This window comes from Pseudotamlana haliotis (assembly GCF_008806375.1).
In the GTDB taxonomy this organism is placed as follows: Bacteria; Bacteroidota; Bacteroidia; order Flavobacteriales; family Flavobacteriaceae; genus Pseudotamlana; species Pseudotamlana haliotis.
Genome location: NZ_WAAT01000044.1, coordinates 139,706 through 158,250, shown reverse-complemented (window position 1 = coordinate 158,250; position 18,545 = coordinate 139,706). Strand labels below are relative to the sequence as shown.

Below are 18,545 nucleotides of genomic sequence, written 5' to 3'. Positions count from 1 at the left end.
TCATATAATTATAAAATAAAAATTTTAATTAAATAAGGTCCAAATACATTTAGAAGCAGTACCAAAACAACAGCCAAAACCAAACTTAGAGCCAGAGTCAACACAACTTCTAAACCTAAAATATTTGTAATAGCACTTTTGGAGCTCCCTATACGCTTCATGGTGTGAATTTCACCGCTTCTAAGTTTAATAGATAAACTAAAAACTAGAGTTACAATAACCAAAGTTGCTAACCCAATACTTATGGCCGCTAAGAGCAATAAATTTTTAACTGAAACCACTGTATCTAACAGTTCTTGCATTACCGTTGTGGGTACGACAATTTGTAGATTATCTGTTCGATTTTCAAAACGCCCTCTTAAAATAAGCCCGTCTTTTTTAGAGTTTGGGTTGACAACAATAGCTTGTACTGGAAAAGCATCTGGGTTTCCATGGAAATGAAAAGAACTTATATTCTCGGGTGTAATTTCATTATAGGTTAGTACCGCTGGGCTAGCAATGGCGTTCTCCTTGGTTTTAGAAAGCAGCAAGCTGTCTGCGGTGGTTTCGGTAACGTTATCATGACCGTGTGCAAAACCAGAAATAACCCAAGTGGTTTTAACATCTGTAAAAACAGCTTCATCATCTGCTGTATTTGTAGCATTTAAAATACCTACAACGGTCATTTTTAACGGATAACTTCCAGAGACATCAAAAGCACTTTTAGGCGATGAAATAACCGACTCGCCAACTTTAATACCTAAAACTTCAGCTGCTTTACTTCCTAAAACACACTCGCCTAAAATAGCCATAGCTCGTCCAGACTTGAAATTGGCGTCTCTAAATTTAAAATAGCTACTTGCCGTTCCAACAATAGGAAATTCTTTTACATAATATTCTAAATTTAGAGGAATAACTTCTCCTAAATTAGTGTTAGAAATTTCTGTTACTGTTTTAAACGGAATAGCTTCTAAACTATTTGATTTAAAATATAACCCACTTAAAGCCAATTCGGTTTCACTGCCTTTTGCTCCAATAAGTAAGGGTGTGCTTTTGGCACGAGCCATTAAATCTTTAGAGCCTTTATCAGATAAGGTATTTAATCCCAATGGGATGAACAGTATAAAAGCAATAGATAGAATTAAAATCGTTGTTTTTACCCAATGGTATTGCAAGTATTTCCAAGCTAAAAATAATTGATGTTTCATGAGCTGTGCGGATTTAAATTAATTACCGATTTAAATCGCGGTAAAATCTCATGATCGTGTGTCACTACAACTAACGTTGTTTGTTTATCTTGACAATATGATGTTAATATATCGATAATATTATCGCGATTTACAGGGTCTAAATTCGCAGTTGGTTCATCACACAACAATACTTTAGGTTCAGCAATTAAAGCTCTACAAATGGCAACACGTTGACGTTCACCTTGGGATAACTGTTTGGGATAACGCGTTATTTTATCACCTAAACCAACACGTTCGGCTAAAATTTTAGCGCGTTCTTTAACTTTTTTATCTAAACTTAATAAACTATTAATCCTGTAAGGCAGTAGAATATTTTCAAAAACAGACAAGTAATCTAACAATTCGAACTCTTGAAAGATGAGCCCCATGCTTACGATTCTAAAATCTTGACGTTCTGTTTTATTAAAATCTGACAAAGTGATATCATCAACTGAAATAACTCCTGAATCAGGCTTCAATATACCTGAAATTAAGTTTATAAATGTAGTTTTACCACAGCCACTCGGACCAATAATAGCGGTTTGCTGTCCTTTTTTTATATCCATGTTTTTTAACTGAAAAACAAAGTCACTTTGTGGATATTTAAATGTTATATTGTTACAACTTATCATTTATTATTAGCTGAAATTATAGTTCGGTCCTCACTCGTCAATGTCATGTTTGATATTTTCCACACCTTATCAATAACTTTTAGTGTAATTTCACCTAGATATTTATTTTGTCGGTAATGAATATGTTGCAAATGCCTTACTCTTGCTTTTACTGTCCATTCTACGGGATACTTAAAAACGGTCAACATATCATCCGTTTCGATGCGCTCCCCTATGTCTGACACGGTCACTTCTTCAACCGTAACTTCAGCACCTTCTTGAAGTCCTGTGGTTAATCGTCGCCTACTATCTAAATACACATGATCTACTAATGAACCTTCTAAGTTATTTGAAAGCGTGGTAAATAATTGTGTTTCATCTTTAAGGTTAAATGCAGTATAGGTATTATTTAAAATGCGTTGGGTAATTTGATAAATTTCAGAGCTGTTTGGTGCTTTAAAAACATGCCATGGATTTGAAGCTGTAACGGTTAAAGGCATGAGGAATACGGTTAACCCTAAAAACAAATAACTTAAAACAGGCTTTTTACGTTCTAAATTCATGGCTTTATGAATCTTTTTATAACGTGGCCAAGTCATAACCACCAAAAAAACACATCCCAAGGAAAGAAGAGGTATATGTATCAAGCCTATGGTATAATCCGTTTTAAAGGTATCAATTTCAATATCAAAGAAGTCTTGACTCCAGATAATAAGTAAACCTAGAACCGCGATCCATGTAAATAGAATACTGAAAGGCCTCAGCTTTTCAAGAGTTAATTCCGTTTTAAAATTTAGAATACTAGTTACAACCAGCATTAAAATAATGAGGTACCCCATGGTTTGACCTAATGCGAAAGATAAATTAGCAGTGACTGATTCGGCCAACAAAAACCCAGAAGATACAGCACCTAAAACCACTACCGTAATGATGAGAGGTTTTATTTGTAATCCTTTATAAAAACCACACAAAAGCAAAACCCAAGTACAAGCAAGGGCTATGGTTAAAGCAAACGGAAATTGAATCCCTAAAAAAACAAAACTCGTTCCAAAACCTAAAGGCAATAAGAAAATCAATAATTTATTTAAGAGATTAACCTCATCTACTTTTTTTAGCGCATAAGCACTAACAAGAACAAAAATACAGAGAGCATACGGTAATTTAGGGAGCATGGAAGGTGCCATCCAATACAAGCTAGCTTCATAGATTATGAGCGCGAAAGCTAGAACTCCTACAATCTTACCGAGCAGGACATCGGTTTGTTTTTTTAAAATAAGTTTTAGCAGTATTAAAAGCTTATGGCTCATCAAAATAATTAAAACGCACCCGATGAGAACGCCCAAAGTCACGGCAAATAAATAAACAGAAACATTGCTGGAGGTAAATCCGTCTAAATTAACATACGGCCTTGTTATTGCTCCAAAGGCAAGCCCTAATAAGGCGCTAAAAATAAAAGCAGTAGTTAATTTCAAGTCGGTTCGATCTCTTTTTAATAACCCATAGGACATAAACAAACTCATCAATAAAATAATAAAATCAAAATGATATTTTGAAAACACCAAGTGATCCATGGTGGCTAACCAAAGTCCTAGGAGACTAAATAGACAAAAATTTAGGCTTAATTTTGAAAACTCTTTCAGTGTAAAAAAAGCGCATAGCACCAAAACTAACAGATAGAAAGGGTATACGGAAAGCAAACGTTGCGCACCATTGACAAAGGCCTCTTTTGTAATTCCTAAAACCGTTGGCGGACTAGGAATCACGTAATAAGCATGAGTTGGACTTAGTTTTTTAGCATATAAGCGTCCGTTGAGTAAACTTAATTCAAAAAAAACATCAGTTTGACTTCCTAAAACACCATCAATACCTATTTTTAGACCTGCTAATTTCTCAGGATCACAACTTACACGCCAACGAATGCGTTTGGTATTACGGTCGACGTCAACAATAGGTTTACCTAAAAAATTGAAAGCTTCGGGAAAAACGGGTTTGGCTTTTAAAACTTTACCTTCCATAACGGGAAGCACAAAAAGCACGTCGTAAATCCCTGGTTCCACTTCTGTGATTTCTAATCGTGCAGGAAAAGAAATATCGGCATGAACGCTGAGTGGCATCGATAAACAAAAGGCAAAAATAATAATCGTAAAAAAACGCTTAATGCTATTTTTCATAGACAAGCTTTTTTAACTCTCCAGTATATATGATCTCATATTGTTGCATTAACTCTGTAAAGAACTGGTCTTTGGAAGCTTCCTTTACTTCATATTTTAATTCACGAATCAATTCGGTTTTCACCGCTTCCAGTTGCTTGGGGGCTTCTGGGGTTATTTGATTCACATAAACCAGATGTTTTCCGTAAGCAGAAATAATAGGACCTTGCCAAGATTTTAGAGGTAATTCTAATAGCTTACTGCTAAAATTTTCACCTAACGTATTATCAATATGTTCCGCTGGCGTATTGTCATAGCTTGAGTCTAACATGGTGAGATCACCGACATCTGACACATGATTTGGCAAAGTTTGTTTCACATTTAATAGATTTTTAATCTTTTCAATACTTTTATTGGAATGGCTATTGGCCTTAAAATATATTTGAGAAAATGCAATTTCGGCAGGTTTCAGGTATTTATCTTTTCGCAATTCATAATAGGCTTTTAAATCAGCTTCTGTAATGCCTTCTGATGTCCCTTGAGTTTCAGCAAGCATATTCATTTGCGTGATCAAAGCACGTTTAACCGTGCCGTTATTTTCATCTAATTTTTGACTTTTAGCTTCATGATAAATAACCTGATCTCTAACATAACTTTTTAGAACCTTCCGAAACTCCGCTTTGGTAGGTTGGCGCTGCCATGTTTTTTCCCAAGATGCTAAAATATGGGCAAAATCGTCATCACCAATAATGATGCGTTTATCATCTTGAGATGGTAGTTTTGCTCCAAAAACTAAAATTAAAATAGTAGCGAGGAGTAAACCAAAGACGATAATATGTACTATAGGATGTTTATAAAATTTTGTCATTGAAAAATTTTCAAAATATGAACCTAATGTAAAAAAATAGTGATAGGCTCACAACTATTACATATGCTGAATTTTTGGTTACAATTAAAATTGGCAATAATCAGATTTCCCTAAAAAAATAGCTGCAAGAAAATTTTGCAGCTATTTAATCATTTTAGAACTTATAAAAACCTATTTCGCGTTATACCATATTGGAGAGGTATAAGCCCGTTCTCTATTAGAAGTTTCAACACCCTTAGGGATTTCTTTCCCAAATTTCTTGGCATCATAAACCACCCATCTTGGGGTTGGAATTTCAATAACTCGTGAATAGTAAAAGGCAGGTTGCTTAGGGTCAAAATCTGGATCTGTCCAAACAGCATTTAAATCTGGAGCGCCAATGGAGTTTTCATAACTTGCTTCTGCAATATTAATAGTATTACCAACATCTTCTTTAACACGTCCATCAGAATTGATTTTACGATCGCCTGACCATGCTACATCATATATTTTTTCATGAGTTTTTCCGTTTTCGTCTAACCAACCTTTAATGATTTGTACACGATCTAAGTTAGCACCAATAGCATCCTTTAAAGCTGACACCATAAATGTAGGAGCCTTAGCGCCTTGGGCTGGTTTTAAATCGCCTCCCATAGGAACCCCTTTTTCGTAGCCGTGTTTTACGGCATCATGACTATTTAAATCATCTTTGGTATACTCCCATCCTCCGAAAAAGCGTACGGTCATTCTCGGACCAGTAGAAGCATACACCTCTTTACGCGCCATGGCATCGTAAATCGCTTCACGTGTATTAGACTCTGCCCAAACACCGGTATATCCCGCCGAGTTCAATCTCGTATCTTCAATAGTACCAATATCAGTTTTTAAATAAATACCTTCTGTAATTCTTTCTGGAGATGGCTCGCTACTAATATGCTTTCCATAAAAATTATCTTCTTCTACGGCTGTAAGCGTTGTGTGTGAATCTGTAGACCCAATAGCTCCAAACTTGTATGGGTTAGCCCCAAATTTTTCTTCTAGAAGTAAACCGTTTTTAAGAGCTTCACGAGCATATTCTTTAGCCAGCATATCATTAGATTTCCCTTGCGTTAAATCTAAGTTACCGTCATCCCAAGTTTCGTAATCTGCAAATTCATCTTCTGGAGATAAAAAAGGATGTGCTTCACCATCTCCTTTTATTTGGGTCCACTCATAAAGCGGTTCGTACTTTCCTCTTTCTTCAACATATTTGGCATCTAATTTTCTTCCTGTATATTGTGCATCTACAGGGAACATAATACCATTGGATAAATTACCATTGTGGGCTATCGCTAAAACAGAACCTCCTGTTTTTTCTTCATAATTCTTCATCCATGCGTATAAATCTAATGGATCTGTAGAACCTACAGGTGCAATAGTCACCATCGGCTCAACTTGAGATGCTTTATCCCCATTATCACGAAATAGTACATTACGGTGCATGTTGGCGCCTTTCACTAAAGAAGTCCATTCGTAACCAATGATTGTGGTAAATTCACCTGGATTATAATGTGCTTCGGCAGCATCTATACAGTTTTGCCAAACCCTACCATAAATTTCAGATCCTGGCGAATAATCTTTAGAAAGTGCTGCTGGCATCTTTCCTTGACTGAACGTTGTGATTAGGTTGAAAGCGGCATCTGTGGCTGCTTGGCCTCCGGCCTTCATACCATCATACCATTCTTTTCCTTTAGCATCTGCCAAAACATTTGGAGCACCTTTATCAATATCTTCAGCAAACCCCATAAAATCAGAGTGATCGGTAATGACCAAATAATCTAAAGGTCTGTTAATTTTTGCTTTTATTCCTGTTGAGGAAGTTACCTCTTCACCTTTTGCAAAGCGGTAAGCAGCATCTAAACCTAACTTATTTCCAAACAAACCCGCATCTGCAGAAAGCTGTGTATGTAAATGCGTCTCACCCCAATATACATCGTTTGTGGGGTTCACCTTGACTTCAACTTCAGAACTCGATTGGGTGTCAAGAGCGGATTCCGAAATAACCGCCTCCTCTTTTTCACTTTTACAAGCTGTAAGACTTAATGCCAAACAAGCATAAGTAAAGAATAGTTGTTTTCTCATACTGTATATTTATTGGTTTTTGGTAAATCTAGTTAAATATACAGTATTTTAAGCTTTAAACAATGGTAACAGAGACGCTATCCAACAAGATACTAACTCATTAGATAATTGAATTGAATTTAATATTTAATAAAACCCTGCAAGGCATACACGTGCTCTCACAGGGATATTTTGCTAGTACGAAACAGCTATTTTTGTAGTTAATGCCATTTCTGAAATAAGAAAAAAAGTAAATAAATGTGATGAAACTAAATCACTTACCTATTAAATCGACCTGAAACATTACCTTCTAAAATCCCTGTAACCTCAGCGATTGTGGCATAATTCACATCACCTTCGTAAGTGTGTTTTAAGGCACATGCAGCACTTGCATAATCCATAGATTTGTAGTCATCGAAATGCTGTAAGCCGTAAATTAAACCAGCTGCAAAAGCATCACCTGTACCTATGCGGTCAACAATGTGGGTGATATCAAAATCTTGAGTTTCTCTAAATTCCTCACCATTCCACATTCTTGCTCTAATTTTATGCCATGATGCATTGATAGAGGTTCTTATTTTATCGAAAACTTTCTCTATAGAAGGGAAGGTTTCCATGAGTAATTTACTGGCTTCAATAAATTCTTCGTTAGAATAGCCGTACTCTGTACCTAAAAGTTCATTCATTTCATTAATTCCACCAATAAAAATGGTAGAACAATGAATTAATTCAATTAAAGCATCTTTGGCATTTACACCGTATTTCCATAATCCGCTTCTGTAGGTAGGATCGGCAGAAACCTGCATCCCTTTAGCTTTGGCTAATTTCAATCCTTCTTTCAAGGTATCAAAACTTCCTTGAGTTAATCCAGGGGTAATACCGGTCCAGTGAAACCAAGAACCATTTTCTAAAGCAGCCTCCCAATCGACCATTTCTGGTTGAATACATGAAAAGGCAGAATGTGAACGGTTGTATGAAATAGAACTTGGACGCATTACGGCGCCTACTTCTAAGAAATAAACCCCTAAAGGTCTTCCTGAACGCACAATAGCTGTGGTATCTAAATCGAATTTGTTTAAGTATGAAATGGCTGTATCTCCAATAAAATCATCAGAAATACAAGTAATATGCTTTACATTTCCTCCAAAATTAGCAATTGAAAGCCCTACGTTTAATTCAGTGCCTCCAAAGTAGAATTCTAAAGTGTTGGCTTGAATAAATTTTTTATTTCCGAACGGAGATAAACGCATTAAAACTTCACCGAATGTAATAATCTGACTCATAAAAATATTTTTGTAGCCACAATTTAACCATAACGAATGATATAAAATTCCTTATTGGAAAAAATTATGATATTCGGAATAATTGGTCAACCAATTCTATAATTCAAACCAAAATCGAAATTTCTATAAAAATAATGAAAATGAAAACCTATTACTTTTTACGCATATATACGCTAATTGGTACGCCATTAAAACCAAAACGCTCTCGTAATTTATTCTCTAGAAAACGCTTATAAGGATCTTTAACATACTGCGGCAAATTACAGAAAAATGCAAATTGAGGTTGCGGTGTTGGCAGCTGCATGATATATTTGATTTTAACGAATTTAGCTTTATATGCTGGCGGTGGATAGTTTTCAATAATAGGTAACATCACCTCGTTAAGCTCGCTTGTTTTAATCTTTTTTGTACGGTTTTTATAGACTTCAACCGCTGTTTCAATAGCCTTATAAATACGTTGTTTCGTTAGTGCTGAAATGAATACAATAGGCACATCGGTAAAAGGTTGCATTTGTAATCTAATGGCTTTTTCGTATTCCTTAACAGATTTATGATCCTTTTCAACCAAATCCCATTTATTGACTAAAACCACAATACCTTTGCGGTTACGTTCTGCGAGCCAGAAAATATTTTGTACTTGCCCGTCAAATCCGCGATTGGCATCTAAAACCAAAATACAAACATCGGCATGCTCAATAGCACGTACACTACGCATTACCGAATAGAATTCTAAGTCTTCTTTAACCTTAGATTTTCTTCTAATTCCGGCCGTATCGACTAAGTTAAATTCGAATCCGAAACGGTTATATTTTGTATCTATAGAATCTCTTGTTGTTCCTGCGATATCTGTAACGATATAGCGATCTTCACCAATTAAAGCATTGATAAAAGAAGATTTCCCTGCATTTGGACGTCCAACCACAGCAAAGCGCGGCAATTCATCTTCAACAACATCTTCCTTTTCAGGCAAGGCTTTGATAAGATCGTCTAAAAGCTCCCCTGTTCCGCTACCGTTGATACTGGCAATGGTGTAATATTCACCTAAACCTAATGAGTAAAACTCTACGGCATCTTCGGCACGTTTACCGTTATCTACTTTGTTTACTACAAGAAAAACAGGCTTATTCACACGTCTAAGTAGTTTAGCAACGTCTTCATCCATACCTGTAACACCAGATTCAACATCTACCATAAAAATAATAGCATCAGCTTCGTCAATGGCTAGTTCTACTTGTTTGTCTATTTCAGCTTCAAAAACGTCATCACTTCCTAAAACATACCCTCCAGTATCGATTAAAGAAAACTCTTTACCATTCCAATCACTCTTTCCGTAATGACGGTCTCTTGTAACCCCACTTACTGCATCTACAATGGCTTCACGTCTTTGAATCAATCTATTAAAAAACGTTGACTTTCCAACATTTGGTCTTCCTACAATGGCTACTATATTACTCATAATCTCAATTTAAGGTTAACAGGTTAAAACCGTTTTACTTATGGTACCCTGAAAACTTTTGCAAAAATAGGAAATATACTGTATGCCACATCTTTTTTATGAAAAGAATAAAATTTATACCATATCAAAAAAAACAGTATTTTACCAGCTCTTAACCACTACAAGTATGGCTTTATCCAATGACATTGTTTTACGCCCCAGATTTAAACTCGAAATGCCTCAATATAACGAAGCTATTTTAAGTGATTTTAAAAATGCTAAAACCATACAAACTGACTTTATAGTTTCGGTGATAGACGAGCATGTTTTTATAAAGCTTCCGAAAGAAAAACAAACCTATTGGTCGCCTCAACTGCATTTAGAAATTAATGCTATAGACGAAAACAACAGTTTGATTTATGGTTTATTTGGACCAAGCCCCACGGTTTGGACGCTCTTTATGTTTTTACACTTTTTAGTGGCAGGTACTTTTTTAGGTTTTGGTATTTGGGCTTACACCAACTGGTCGCTTGAACAAGATTTTGCGGTTCAGTTTAGCGTCGTGTTATTAATGATTATTATTTGGATTGCACTTTACTTTGCTGGAAGTATTGGCAAAGCCTCAAGTATTAAAGAGATGCACGCCCTCAATGATTTTATGTATGGCGTCTTAAAAAAAGCAAAGCCTTAATTGCAGAAACAACCAAAGCTTTTAAACCAACTAACTCAAACCTATTTTTCCAAATAGAATTCTGTTGCAAATATGACACCAAAAAGTTACCTAAGTGTTACCTAAACAACAAGTTATATTTATCAAATTTAGTTATTATATCCAAAGCGTTTAAGCTGATTGGCATTACTACGCCAGTTTTTATTCACTTTCACATATAGTTCGATATGTATTTGTTTTCCGAAGAAAGCCTCTAAATCTTTTCTAGCTTCCATACCAACACGTTTTAAAGCGCTTCCTTTATGACCAATAATAATACCTTTTTGAGTCTCACGCTCTACCATAATGACTGATCGTACTCTAATAATATTTTCTTCTTCAAAAAACTCTTCAGTATCCACTTCTACTGCATAAGGAATCTCCTTTTTGTAATGCATGAGGATTTTTTCACGAATAGTTTCATTGATGAAGAAACGCTCAGGTTTATCTGTTAATTGATCTTTTGGATAGAACGGTGGTGAATCTGGAAGCAAATCAATAATACGATTAAATACTTCTTTGACATTAAAGCCTTCTAGAGCAGAAATTGGATAAATTTCGGCATTAGGTACTTTGCTTGTCCACTCCTGAACTTGAGACTCCAATTGTGCTTGGTCAGATTTATCAATCTTGTTTAATAACAATAATACAGGAATTTTAGAGGCTTTTATTTTATTGAAAAAAGCTTCATCTTTCAAGGCCTGCTCACCTATTTCCACCATATAAATCAGTACATCGGCATCTTCAAAGGCCGATTTCACGAACCCCATCATGGATTCTTGCAATTCATAAGCGGGTTTTATAATACCTGGAGTATCACTTAAAACCATTTGAAAATCATCGCCATTAACAATACCTAAAATACGATGTCTGGTGGTTTGTGCTTTTGAAGTGATAATGGATAATTTTTCTCCTACAAAGGCATTCATTAATGTGGATTTTCCAACATTAGGATTCCCAATAATATTTACAAAACCTGCTTTATGGTTCATAGTGCACTATTTTTTTATGCTGCAAAGTTACAACTTGAAGCGCTTATTCCTTGTAAAATATAGAAACAAAAAAAAAACAGGAAGTCAAACCTCCTGTTTTATATTTATAATTAAGTAAACACTAAAACTACTTAACCTCTAATAATTCGACCTCAAAAATTAAAGTTTCATAAGGTTTAATAGGACCGCCTGGTCTTGGTTTAGCGCCATAAGCTAGATCTTGAGGGATATAAAAAATGTATTTAGAACCTTCAGTCATGAGTTGTAAACCTTCGGTCCAACCATCAATCACATCAGACACTACAAAATCTATAGGCGCTCCCCTTTCCACAGAGCTATCAAACACAGTGCCGTCGATTAAAGTCCCGTGGTAATGCACGGTCACTTTAGAATTTGCCACTGGTTTCACACCAGAACCTTCTTTTAAAACTTTATACTGCAAACCGCTAGCTGTTGTTTCAACACCTTTCTTTGTCTTGTTTTCTTCTAAAAAAGCAATACCAATTTCATTATTTTTTTGAGCCGCTTCATCTAGCTTAGCGTCCTCAAGTTCTTTCTTCTTTTTAAAATAATTTCTAATCGCATTAACGGCATCATCTTGAGATAACAGCACATTTTTAGATTCCATAGCATTTAAAAATCCTTGCATAAACACCTGATTATTGAAGTCGTCAAAACTGGTTTTTACATTTTTTGCGATATCCATACCTATGGCATAGCTCACAGAATCGATTTCGGTTTTTATTTCATTTTGTGCAAAAACACAAGGATTAAAAACCAATATGAGAGCAAGAATTTTAAAATATTTCATGTTTTTAATTTAGGTGAATGACGCAAATGTAAGGAAACTATTTGCAGTAATAAACTCAGGGCACTTCCTTATTTGATACCTATAAAAAATAAAAAAACAGGAAGCAAAGCTTCCTGTTTTAAATATCGTGTTCAGTTAAAAAAACTTACTTTACTTCTAATAACTCAACGTCAAAAATTAATGTTGCGTATGGTTGAATAGGTCCGCCTGGTCTTGGATTTGCACCATAAGCCAAATCTTGCGGTATAAAGAATTTGTATTTGGCACCTTCAGACATTAGTTGTAGGCCTTCAGTCCATCCTTTAATCACCTGTGTTACACCAAACTCTGCAGGCTCTCCTCTATCTACTGAACTATCAAAAACAGTCCCGTCGATTAAAGTACCGTGATAATGTACTTTTACTTTAGAGTCTGTTGTTGGTTTTTCTCCTGTACCTTCTTTTAAAACGATGTATTGTAAACCACTTGCAGTAGTTTGAACACCTTCTTTTGTTTTATTTTCTTCTAAGAAAGCAACACCTTCTTCTTTGTTTTTCTCACTAGCTTCAGCACGTTTAGCCGCTTCTTCTTGTTGTTTCTTTTGAAAGTATGTTCTAACAACAGCTGCTGCCGTTGGCTCATCCAATAAGATATTAGTAGAATCTAAAACATTCATAAACCCTTGAACAAAAAGTTCTTCATCAAAATCATCAAAACTAGCTTTCACATTTTTTCCAACATCCATCCCAATGGCATAACTAACAGAATCTATCTCTGTTTGTATAGGCTTATTAGAAGTTGTCTTTTGATCACAAGATAACACTAGTAAAACTAAAGTTACTAGACTTAAAAATTTCATTACTTTCATTTTAACATTTTTTGTTATTCGAAGCCAAATGTAACAAAATTATAGGGACAAAAAAAAGAATTTACCTGATGTGCTATATGTGTAATAAATTAGTTTAAAATAAAAATTACAAAGCGCGCTTCCTTGAAGACGAACACCTCTAAATTTTATGAATCTACCTATGTAAAACTAGCAAATCAACACCTTAGCATATCCTTAAAAAGGACGCAAATAAGTAGTAGTAAAGCAATTATTAAAATTTAACTTTTCGTAACATAAAGTCACGTTCTTACTGCCGCTATAAGTAATCCCTAATCAACTGATAGCAATACCATTCACTATTTAAGAAACAAATAAGTAAAAACTCAGAATTACGGCATGTCCTACTTAAAAATCACAACTGTTAAAAATTAACATAATATTAGGAGATTTGTTGAAATAACGTATATTTCGGGCATAAACAAAACACCACAGCCTTTCTCAAAGATATTGTTTTAAATATCTTACAAGGCAATAACCCAACTCAACCAACTGGAGTTCTTATACATTTTGAAGCTTATATCCACAAGCTTTGAGTGTCTAATTGGTCCGACTAAACTTATTGTAATGAAAAGAATAATTAAAACTAGTAGCCTACTATTTTTTTTATCATGCTTCACGCTAAGCTGGTCTCAAAGTCAAATTGCTGAAAACCCATATAATATTGTAGACATTTATAATGCCACTAGGCAGAATTATGATGTTGCAGAAATGATCACACCGCTTAGCTCAGACGATATTAAAAACGATGAGAACATTGTTTACAAAAAAACAAACCAACGAAAATTAGAACTAGACGTTTATTCTCCAGCACAAAAGTCTCGAAAACTACGGCCTGCTGTGATCTTAATTCATGGGGGTGGTTGGCTAACTGGGCAAAAAGAAAACCAACGTGTTATGGCACAACACTTAGCGTTAAATGGCTATGTAGGCGTTTCCATATCATACCGACTTAGTTTAGAAGCGAGATATCCTGCAGCCGTATTTGATGTAAAAGATGCTATCAAATGGGTGAGAAAAAATGCCAAAAAATATAAAATTGACCCGGATAAAATTGCGGTATTAGGAGCTGATTCTGGAGGACTTCTAGCTACTTTAGCTGGTACCACAGGTAAACTTGAAGTTTTTAGTACCAAAGGAGATGAATCTGATGAAGTTCAAGCTGTTATCAATTTAGACGGTATCGTCTCGTTAGTGCATCGTAACGCCCCTTTAGAAAACAGCATGGCAAGCATTTGGTTAAATGGGTCGCGCGACAAAAAAGAAAAAGATTGGAGAACAGCTTCTCCATTAACCTATGTGGGAGAAAACACGCCACCTACACTATTTATTAATAGTACTAACCCTGAATTTCAGGCTGGAAAATCAGACATGACTAAATTATTAAAGATATTCCAAACCCATACGGAAACATACACCATACGAAACGCTCCTCCTGCTTTTTGGCTTATGAACCCATGGTTTGACATCACCTTAAACTACTGTGTTGAGTTTCTAAACAAAGTATTTGAGCAGTCATAATATTGGTTGATAGTTATAAGGTGATGGTTTTTGGTTGCCATCATTAATCTTCAAATAAAAAAACTATATCTAATTTGAAACTCAGCGCAGTCCTCGATGAAGCCCTGCGTAATACCTCTATGAAATATAAGTGCAAAAAAAAACTGTTCAGCCTTATGAAAAAGCTAAACAGTTTAAACTAACCAAACATTTTTATGAAAAACGAACCACCATTTTACATTAACACTGCAAAGTTGCACAAAAACTGAAGTGGATTTTATGACAAATGTCATAACCCCTTGAAAACACTGTTAAAAATGCGTTAATTAATAGTTGTGATTACAACAAACATTCATATCTAAAAATCTAAGTTTTCACCTACCAACTTGATGTAAAGTCAATGCAGGTGGTGCTTTAGATCTATAAAAAACACCTTATTTACCTTTGGTTTTTACTCTATTTTCATTTGACAAAAAAGAATAATTATGTTTAAAATAAAGAAAACACCTTTAAACAAGAACCATAGTACTAAATAATCATCAATTAATGACTTAACTGAATAAATTATTAAAAAATTAGATAAGCATACTTATTATAATAATATATCTTTAATTTTGATTGAATAAAACTTTACTAACCATGAAATACACTTTCACACTGCTTGTATTTGCCCTGCTATCAATAAGTGCCTTTTCTCAAACGCCCGTGCTTAACAAGAAAAATGAAGTAGCCTTTGTTGTAACCGATTTAATAGACGGCTCCTTTCAGTTAAAATACGAACGCGTAATAAGCGATCACTTTTCGGTAGATTTAGGTTTAGGATATAAAGGTGAAAAAGGTCTAATAAATCTATCTGGATTAGATACCGAAAAAATTAAAACAAGTGATCTCACCTATACCGGTATTAAAGTGGTTCCTGAGGTACGCTATTATTTAAACAATATTCGTCAAACAGGAATGACTGGGTTTTACCTTGGTGCTTATGTTAAATATTCTCATTTCAAATCAGACCTTGACGGTGAATATGTAGATGACGCAGGCACACCCTTTGATTTAGAATTTGACGCCAATATTGACATCACTTCCGTAGGACTTATGGTTGGTTACAAACTTCCTATTTCTAAACGATTTTCCATAGACTTTTTAATTGCAGGACCAGGATCAGGCTTCTACAATATCTCTATAGAGAACCAAAGAGATCTTCCAGATGAATTTTATGACGACTTAAATGAAGCCTTAGAAAAATATAGCTTATTTGATTATTTAAACGGCGATTTTAGATTTAGTCAAGTTAAAAGAAGATCAGATTTGAGGTTACTTTCTTTTAGATATGGAGTTTCATTAACATACGCATTTTAAAAACAAGCATTAAACATAACCAAAACCATGAAAAAAGTATTCTTAATAGGTTTCACCCTTTTCACCATATCCAGCTCTAGTCATGCTCAGGCTGCACTATTCGCTTTACTGTTTGGTGACAAAGTAGCTACCGAAAATTTTAATGTCAGCCTAGAAGCTGGCGGCACCTTTATGGGCTATTCTAATTTAGAAGATTCCGAACGCTCAAAAATGGGCATTAATTTTGGTATTGGCGGTAATATAAAACTAAACGAAAACTGGTTTATTTGTCCGAATATATACTTCCTAGCAAAACGTAATTTATTTCTGAATCACTTTTCATTAGACTCCGGAAACCCTGCACTCGATGCTAATTTTACCGATATACCCACAAAAATCACCTTAGATTACATTGATGTTCCTATTTTCTTTTCTTATCAAACCAATAACAAAAAATACCGCTTTAGTTTAGCACCTCAATTTTCATTCCTTCAAAAATCCAGAGGTATCTTTGAAAGATCAGAAGGAGATTTTACTCAAAACTTTGATGGGTACACGCGAGATGTAGACTATGGCATGATGGTCGATTTCGCCTACGTTTTAGGAAAAGCTCACAAAGGAAAAGGTCTGATTATCCACCTGAGATATTACCATGGATTTACAGATGTTTTGAATGACCAAATTAGCACCGCTGATAACCGTTCTAATTACCTATCTTTACACCTTAGTTTGCCTTTTATCACCGATGAATTGGCAGCAAAAAATTTAGAACAAGAATCAGAATAATTTAAACAATTAATTCCCTTTTTACAAATGACACAATTCAAAACGCTACTCCTTATCTTGGTGGCAGCATTCTCATTACAAGCATGTAAATCAACAAAAGTACTCAACTCATGGAAAGCAGAAGACTCTATAGTCGAGCTTTTTAAAACAAAAAATATATTAGTTATAAGCCGCACGGCAAACACTCAAAGTCGTATTGCTTTTGAAGTTGAAATAGCCAATGCGCTTAGAGAAAAAGGCCTTAAAAACGTTACCGAAAGCTACACAAGAGCTCCTGAAATTCACCCTGAAGTTGAAATGAGTGAAGAGCGTGTTGCTTTTATTAAGAGCATCTTAGACAGTGAAGGCTATAATGCCATTGTCATCACATCCATAAAAGATAAAAAACAAACCATCACAGAATCTTCAAACGGTGTTTATATGGGGATGGGCTTTGGCTACCCTGGTTACTACGGTGGCTTTTATGACTACTACAGAGCGCCATATGCTTACGGTGGGTATTACGGTTCGTTTGGCGGCTATATCCCAACTTCAACCTCAACTTACGTGAGTACTGATTATGTTTTAGAAACTGTAGCTTATAATTTAGACGAGCCAGCAGACAAACAACTTGTTGCCGTAGTGACTACAGAATTAAATGATCCCAACGATGCTCAAAAGGCAGCTGAAAACTTAGTACCTAAAATCATGTATAGCTTGAGTGAATAAAGCTTAACTTATCATTTTTATAAAAAAAGTCCTTTGAAGTTTAAACCTCAAAGGACTTTTTTTATGTTCCAATTTTCATACAAAAAATGAAAAATTACGTACATTTAAGCTAATTATACCAATTATGATTTAATTATGAAAACAAGAAAGACCCTTCAACTAATAATTCTAGCCTTTGTATTAACGATAGTATCTAGCTGTAGTTCAAAAGTAGAAAAAGAAAACACCGTTTCAACCGAAGCAGAAACACCTAAAGAAGTTAAAGATCCGCTTCCGTCATGGCAAGAAGGCCCAACTAAAGAAGCTATAAAATCTTATGTGACAAATGTAACGGCAAAGGGTAGCTCAAATTTCATTCCCGTCGCGGACCGTATTGGAACTTTTGATAATGATGGTACCTTATGGAGCGAACAACCGGCTTACTTTCAACTTTTCTTCGCCATTTCTAGGATTAAAGCCCTAGCTCCTGAACACCCAGAGTGGAAAAACAAACAACCCTATAAAGCAGTACTTGAAAATGACATGAAAGCCTTGATGGCTTCAGGTGAAAAAGGGCTGCTTGAACTTGTAATGGCCTCACATGCCGGAATGACTGCTAAAGAATTTGAAGGTATTGTAAAAGACTGGATTTCAAAAGACATACATCCTCGTTTTAAAAAACCTTTTAACACCTTGATCTATCAACCCATGCTAGAGCTTTTAGATTATTTACGTGCCAATAATTTTAAAACTTACATTGTTTCTGGAGGTGGTGTAGAGTTTATGCGCCCTTGGGTTCAAGAAGCTTATGGGATCCCAAAAGACCAAGTGGTTGGTAGTAGTATAAAAACTGAATTTGTCATGGAAGACGGTAAAGCAAAAATAATAAGATTACCCGAACTTGATTTTATAGATGACAAAGCAGGAAAGCCTGTTGGAATAAACAAATTCATAGGAAAAAAACCTGTGTTTTCTGCAGGAAATTCAGATGGTGATTTGCAAATGATGCAATATGGTGACTCTAACAAATATCCTTCCTTTCAACTTTATGTGCACCATACTGACGGAGAAAGAGAGTGGGCGTATGACAGAGATTCCCACATTGGACAATTTGATAAAGGACTAGATTATGCTACTGAAAACGGTTGGACCATTATTGATATGAAAAAAGATTGGAAGGTCATTTACCCGTTTCAGTTAAACGAAACTAAAAACTAAAAATA

16 protein-coding genes are annotated in these 18,545 nt (G+C 35.1%); 6 read left to right on the top strand and 10 right to left on the bottom strand.

Annotated elements, in window-relative coordinates; genetic code table 11:
* Positions 1–8 precede the first annotated feature (8 nt).
* From F6U93_RS09320 to der, 7 genes are all read right to left on the bottom strand, one after another.
* Positions 9–1,187: an ABC transporter permease gene (locus tag F6U93_RS09320; RefSeq protein WP_150939113.1), complete on the bottom strand. Its 1,179-nt coding sequence runs from the start codon at positions 1,185–1,187 to the stop codon at positions 9–11.
* Entirely contained in the window at positions 1,184–1,774 is a 591-nt protein-coding gene (locus tag F6U93_RS09315; protein ID WP_225312636.1) for an ABC transporter ATP-binding protein, read from the bottom strand. The genes F6U93_RS09320 and F6U93_RS09315 overlap by 4 nt, the downstream gene beginning before the upstream one ends.
* A 62-nt stretch (positions 1,775–1,836) precedes the next feature.
* A complete protein-coding gene (locus F6U93_RS09310; protein ID WP_150939110.1) occupies positions 1,837–3,990 on the bottom strand; it encodes a hypothetical protein in 2,154 nt (717 codons plus the stop codon).
* Complete coding sequence (locus tag F6U93_RS09305; protein WP_150939108.1) at positions 3,980–4,837, bottom strand: peptidyl-prolyl cis-trans isomerase; 858 nt, start codon at positions 4,835–4,837, stop codon at positions 3,980–3,982. The genes F6U93_RS09310 and F6U93_RS09305 overlap by 11 nt, the downstream gene beginning before the upstream one ends.
* Before the next feature lie 171 nt (positions 4,838–5,008).
* Entirely contained in the window at positions 5,009–6,937 is a 1,929-nt protein-coding gene (locus F6U93_RS09300) for a DUF3604 domain-containing protein (protein ID WP_150939107.1), read from the bottom strand.
* A 257-nt stretch (positions 6,938–7,194) separates the two neighbouring features.
* Positions 7,195–8,199, bottom strand: coding sequence for a sugar kinase (locus F6U93_RS09295; RefSeq protein ID WP_150939105.1), 1,005 nt, complete (start codon positions 8,197–8,199; stop codon positions 7,195–7,197).
* 151 nt (positions 8,200–8,350) lie between these two features.
* Positions 8,351–9,655, bottom strand: a complete 1,305-nt coding sequence (gene der / locus F6U93_RS09290) for a ribosome biogenesis GTPase Der (protein ID WP_150939103.1) — start codon at positions 9,653–9,655, stop codon at positions 8,351–8,353.
* 166 nt (positions 9,656–9,821) lie between these two features.
* On the opposite strand from der, the gene F6U93_RS09285 reads away from it, so the two are divergent.
* Positions 9,822–10,325: a GTP-binding protein gene (locus tag F6U93_RS09285; protein ID WP_150939102.1), complete on the top strand. Its 504-nt coding sequence runs from the start codon at positions 9,822–9,824 to the stop codon at positions 10,323–10,325.
* 128 nt (positions 10,326–10,453) lie between these two features.
* On the opposite strand, the gene era is transcribed toward F6U93_RS09285, so the two are convergent.
* The 3 genes from era to F6U93_RS09270 form a co-directional block, all read right to left on the bottom strand.
* Positions 10,454–11,335, bottom strand: a complete 882-nt coding sequence (era, locus tag F6U93_RS09280; protein ID WP_150939100.1) for a GTPase Era — start codon at positions 11,333–11,335, stop codon at positions 10,454–10,456.
* A gap of 127 nt (positions 11,336–11,462) precedes the next feature.
* Positions 11,463–12,146: an FKBP-type peptidyl-prolyl cis-trans isomerase gene (locus F6U93_RS09275; protein ID WP_191963493.1), complete on the bottom strand. Its 684-nt coding sequence runs from the start codon at positions 12,144–12,146 to the stop codon at positions 11,463–11,465.
* Positions 12,147–12,291: 145 nt separating this feature from the next.
* Positions 12,292–12,984, bottom strand: coding sequence for an FKBP-type peptidyl-prolyl cis-trans isomerase (locus F6U93_RS09270; RefSeq protein ID WP_191963492.1), 693 nt, complete (start codon positions 12,982–12,984; stop codon positions 12,292–12,294).
* A gap of 594 nt (positions 12,985–13,578) precedes the next feature.
* Between F6U93_RS09270 and F6U93_RS09265 the strand changes: the two genes are divergently transcribed.
* The 5 genes from F6U93_RS09265 (at position 13,579) to F6U93_RS09245 (ending at position 18,540) form a co-directional block, all read left to right on the top strand.
* The gene (locus tag F6U93_RS09265; protein ID WP_150939093.1) at positions 13,579–14,532 is read left to right on the top strand and encodes an alpha/beta hydrolase; all 954 of its coding nucleotides are present in this window, start codon (positions 13,579–13,581) and stop codon (positions 14,530–14,532) included.
* Positions 14,533–15,150: 618 nt separating this feature from the next.
* A complete protein-coding gene (locus tag F6U93_RS09260) occupies positions 15,151–15,870 on the top strand; it encodes a DUF3575 domain-containing protein (protein ID WP_150939091.1) in 720 nt (239 codons plus the stop codon).
* A gap of 27 nt (positions 15,871–15,897) precedes the next feature.
* On the top strand, positions 15,898–16,635 hold the full coding sequence (locus F6U93_RS09255) for a porin family protein (protein WP_150939089.1): 738 nt from the start codon (positions 15,898–15,900) through the stop codon (positions 16,633–16,635).
* 27 nt (positions 16,636–16,662) lie between these two features.
* Positions 16,663–17,343 (top strand): hypothetical protein, encoded by a 681-nt coding sequence (locus tag F6U93_RS09250; protein WP_150939087.1) that lies wholly within the window; start codon positions 16,663–16,665, stop codon positions 17,341–17,343.
* 135 nt (positions 17,344–17,478) lie between these two features.
* Entirely contained in the window at positions 17,479–18,540 is a 1,062-nt protein-coding gene (locus F6U93_RS09245; RefSeq protein ID WP_150939085.1) for an HAD family hydrolase, read from the top strand.
* The last annotated feature ends 5 nt before the right edge of the window (positions 18,541–18,545 follow it).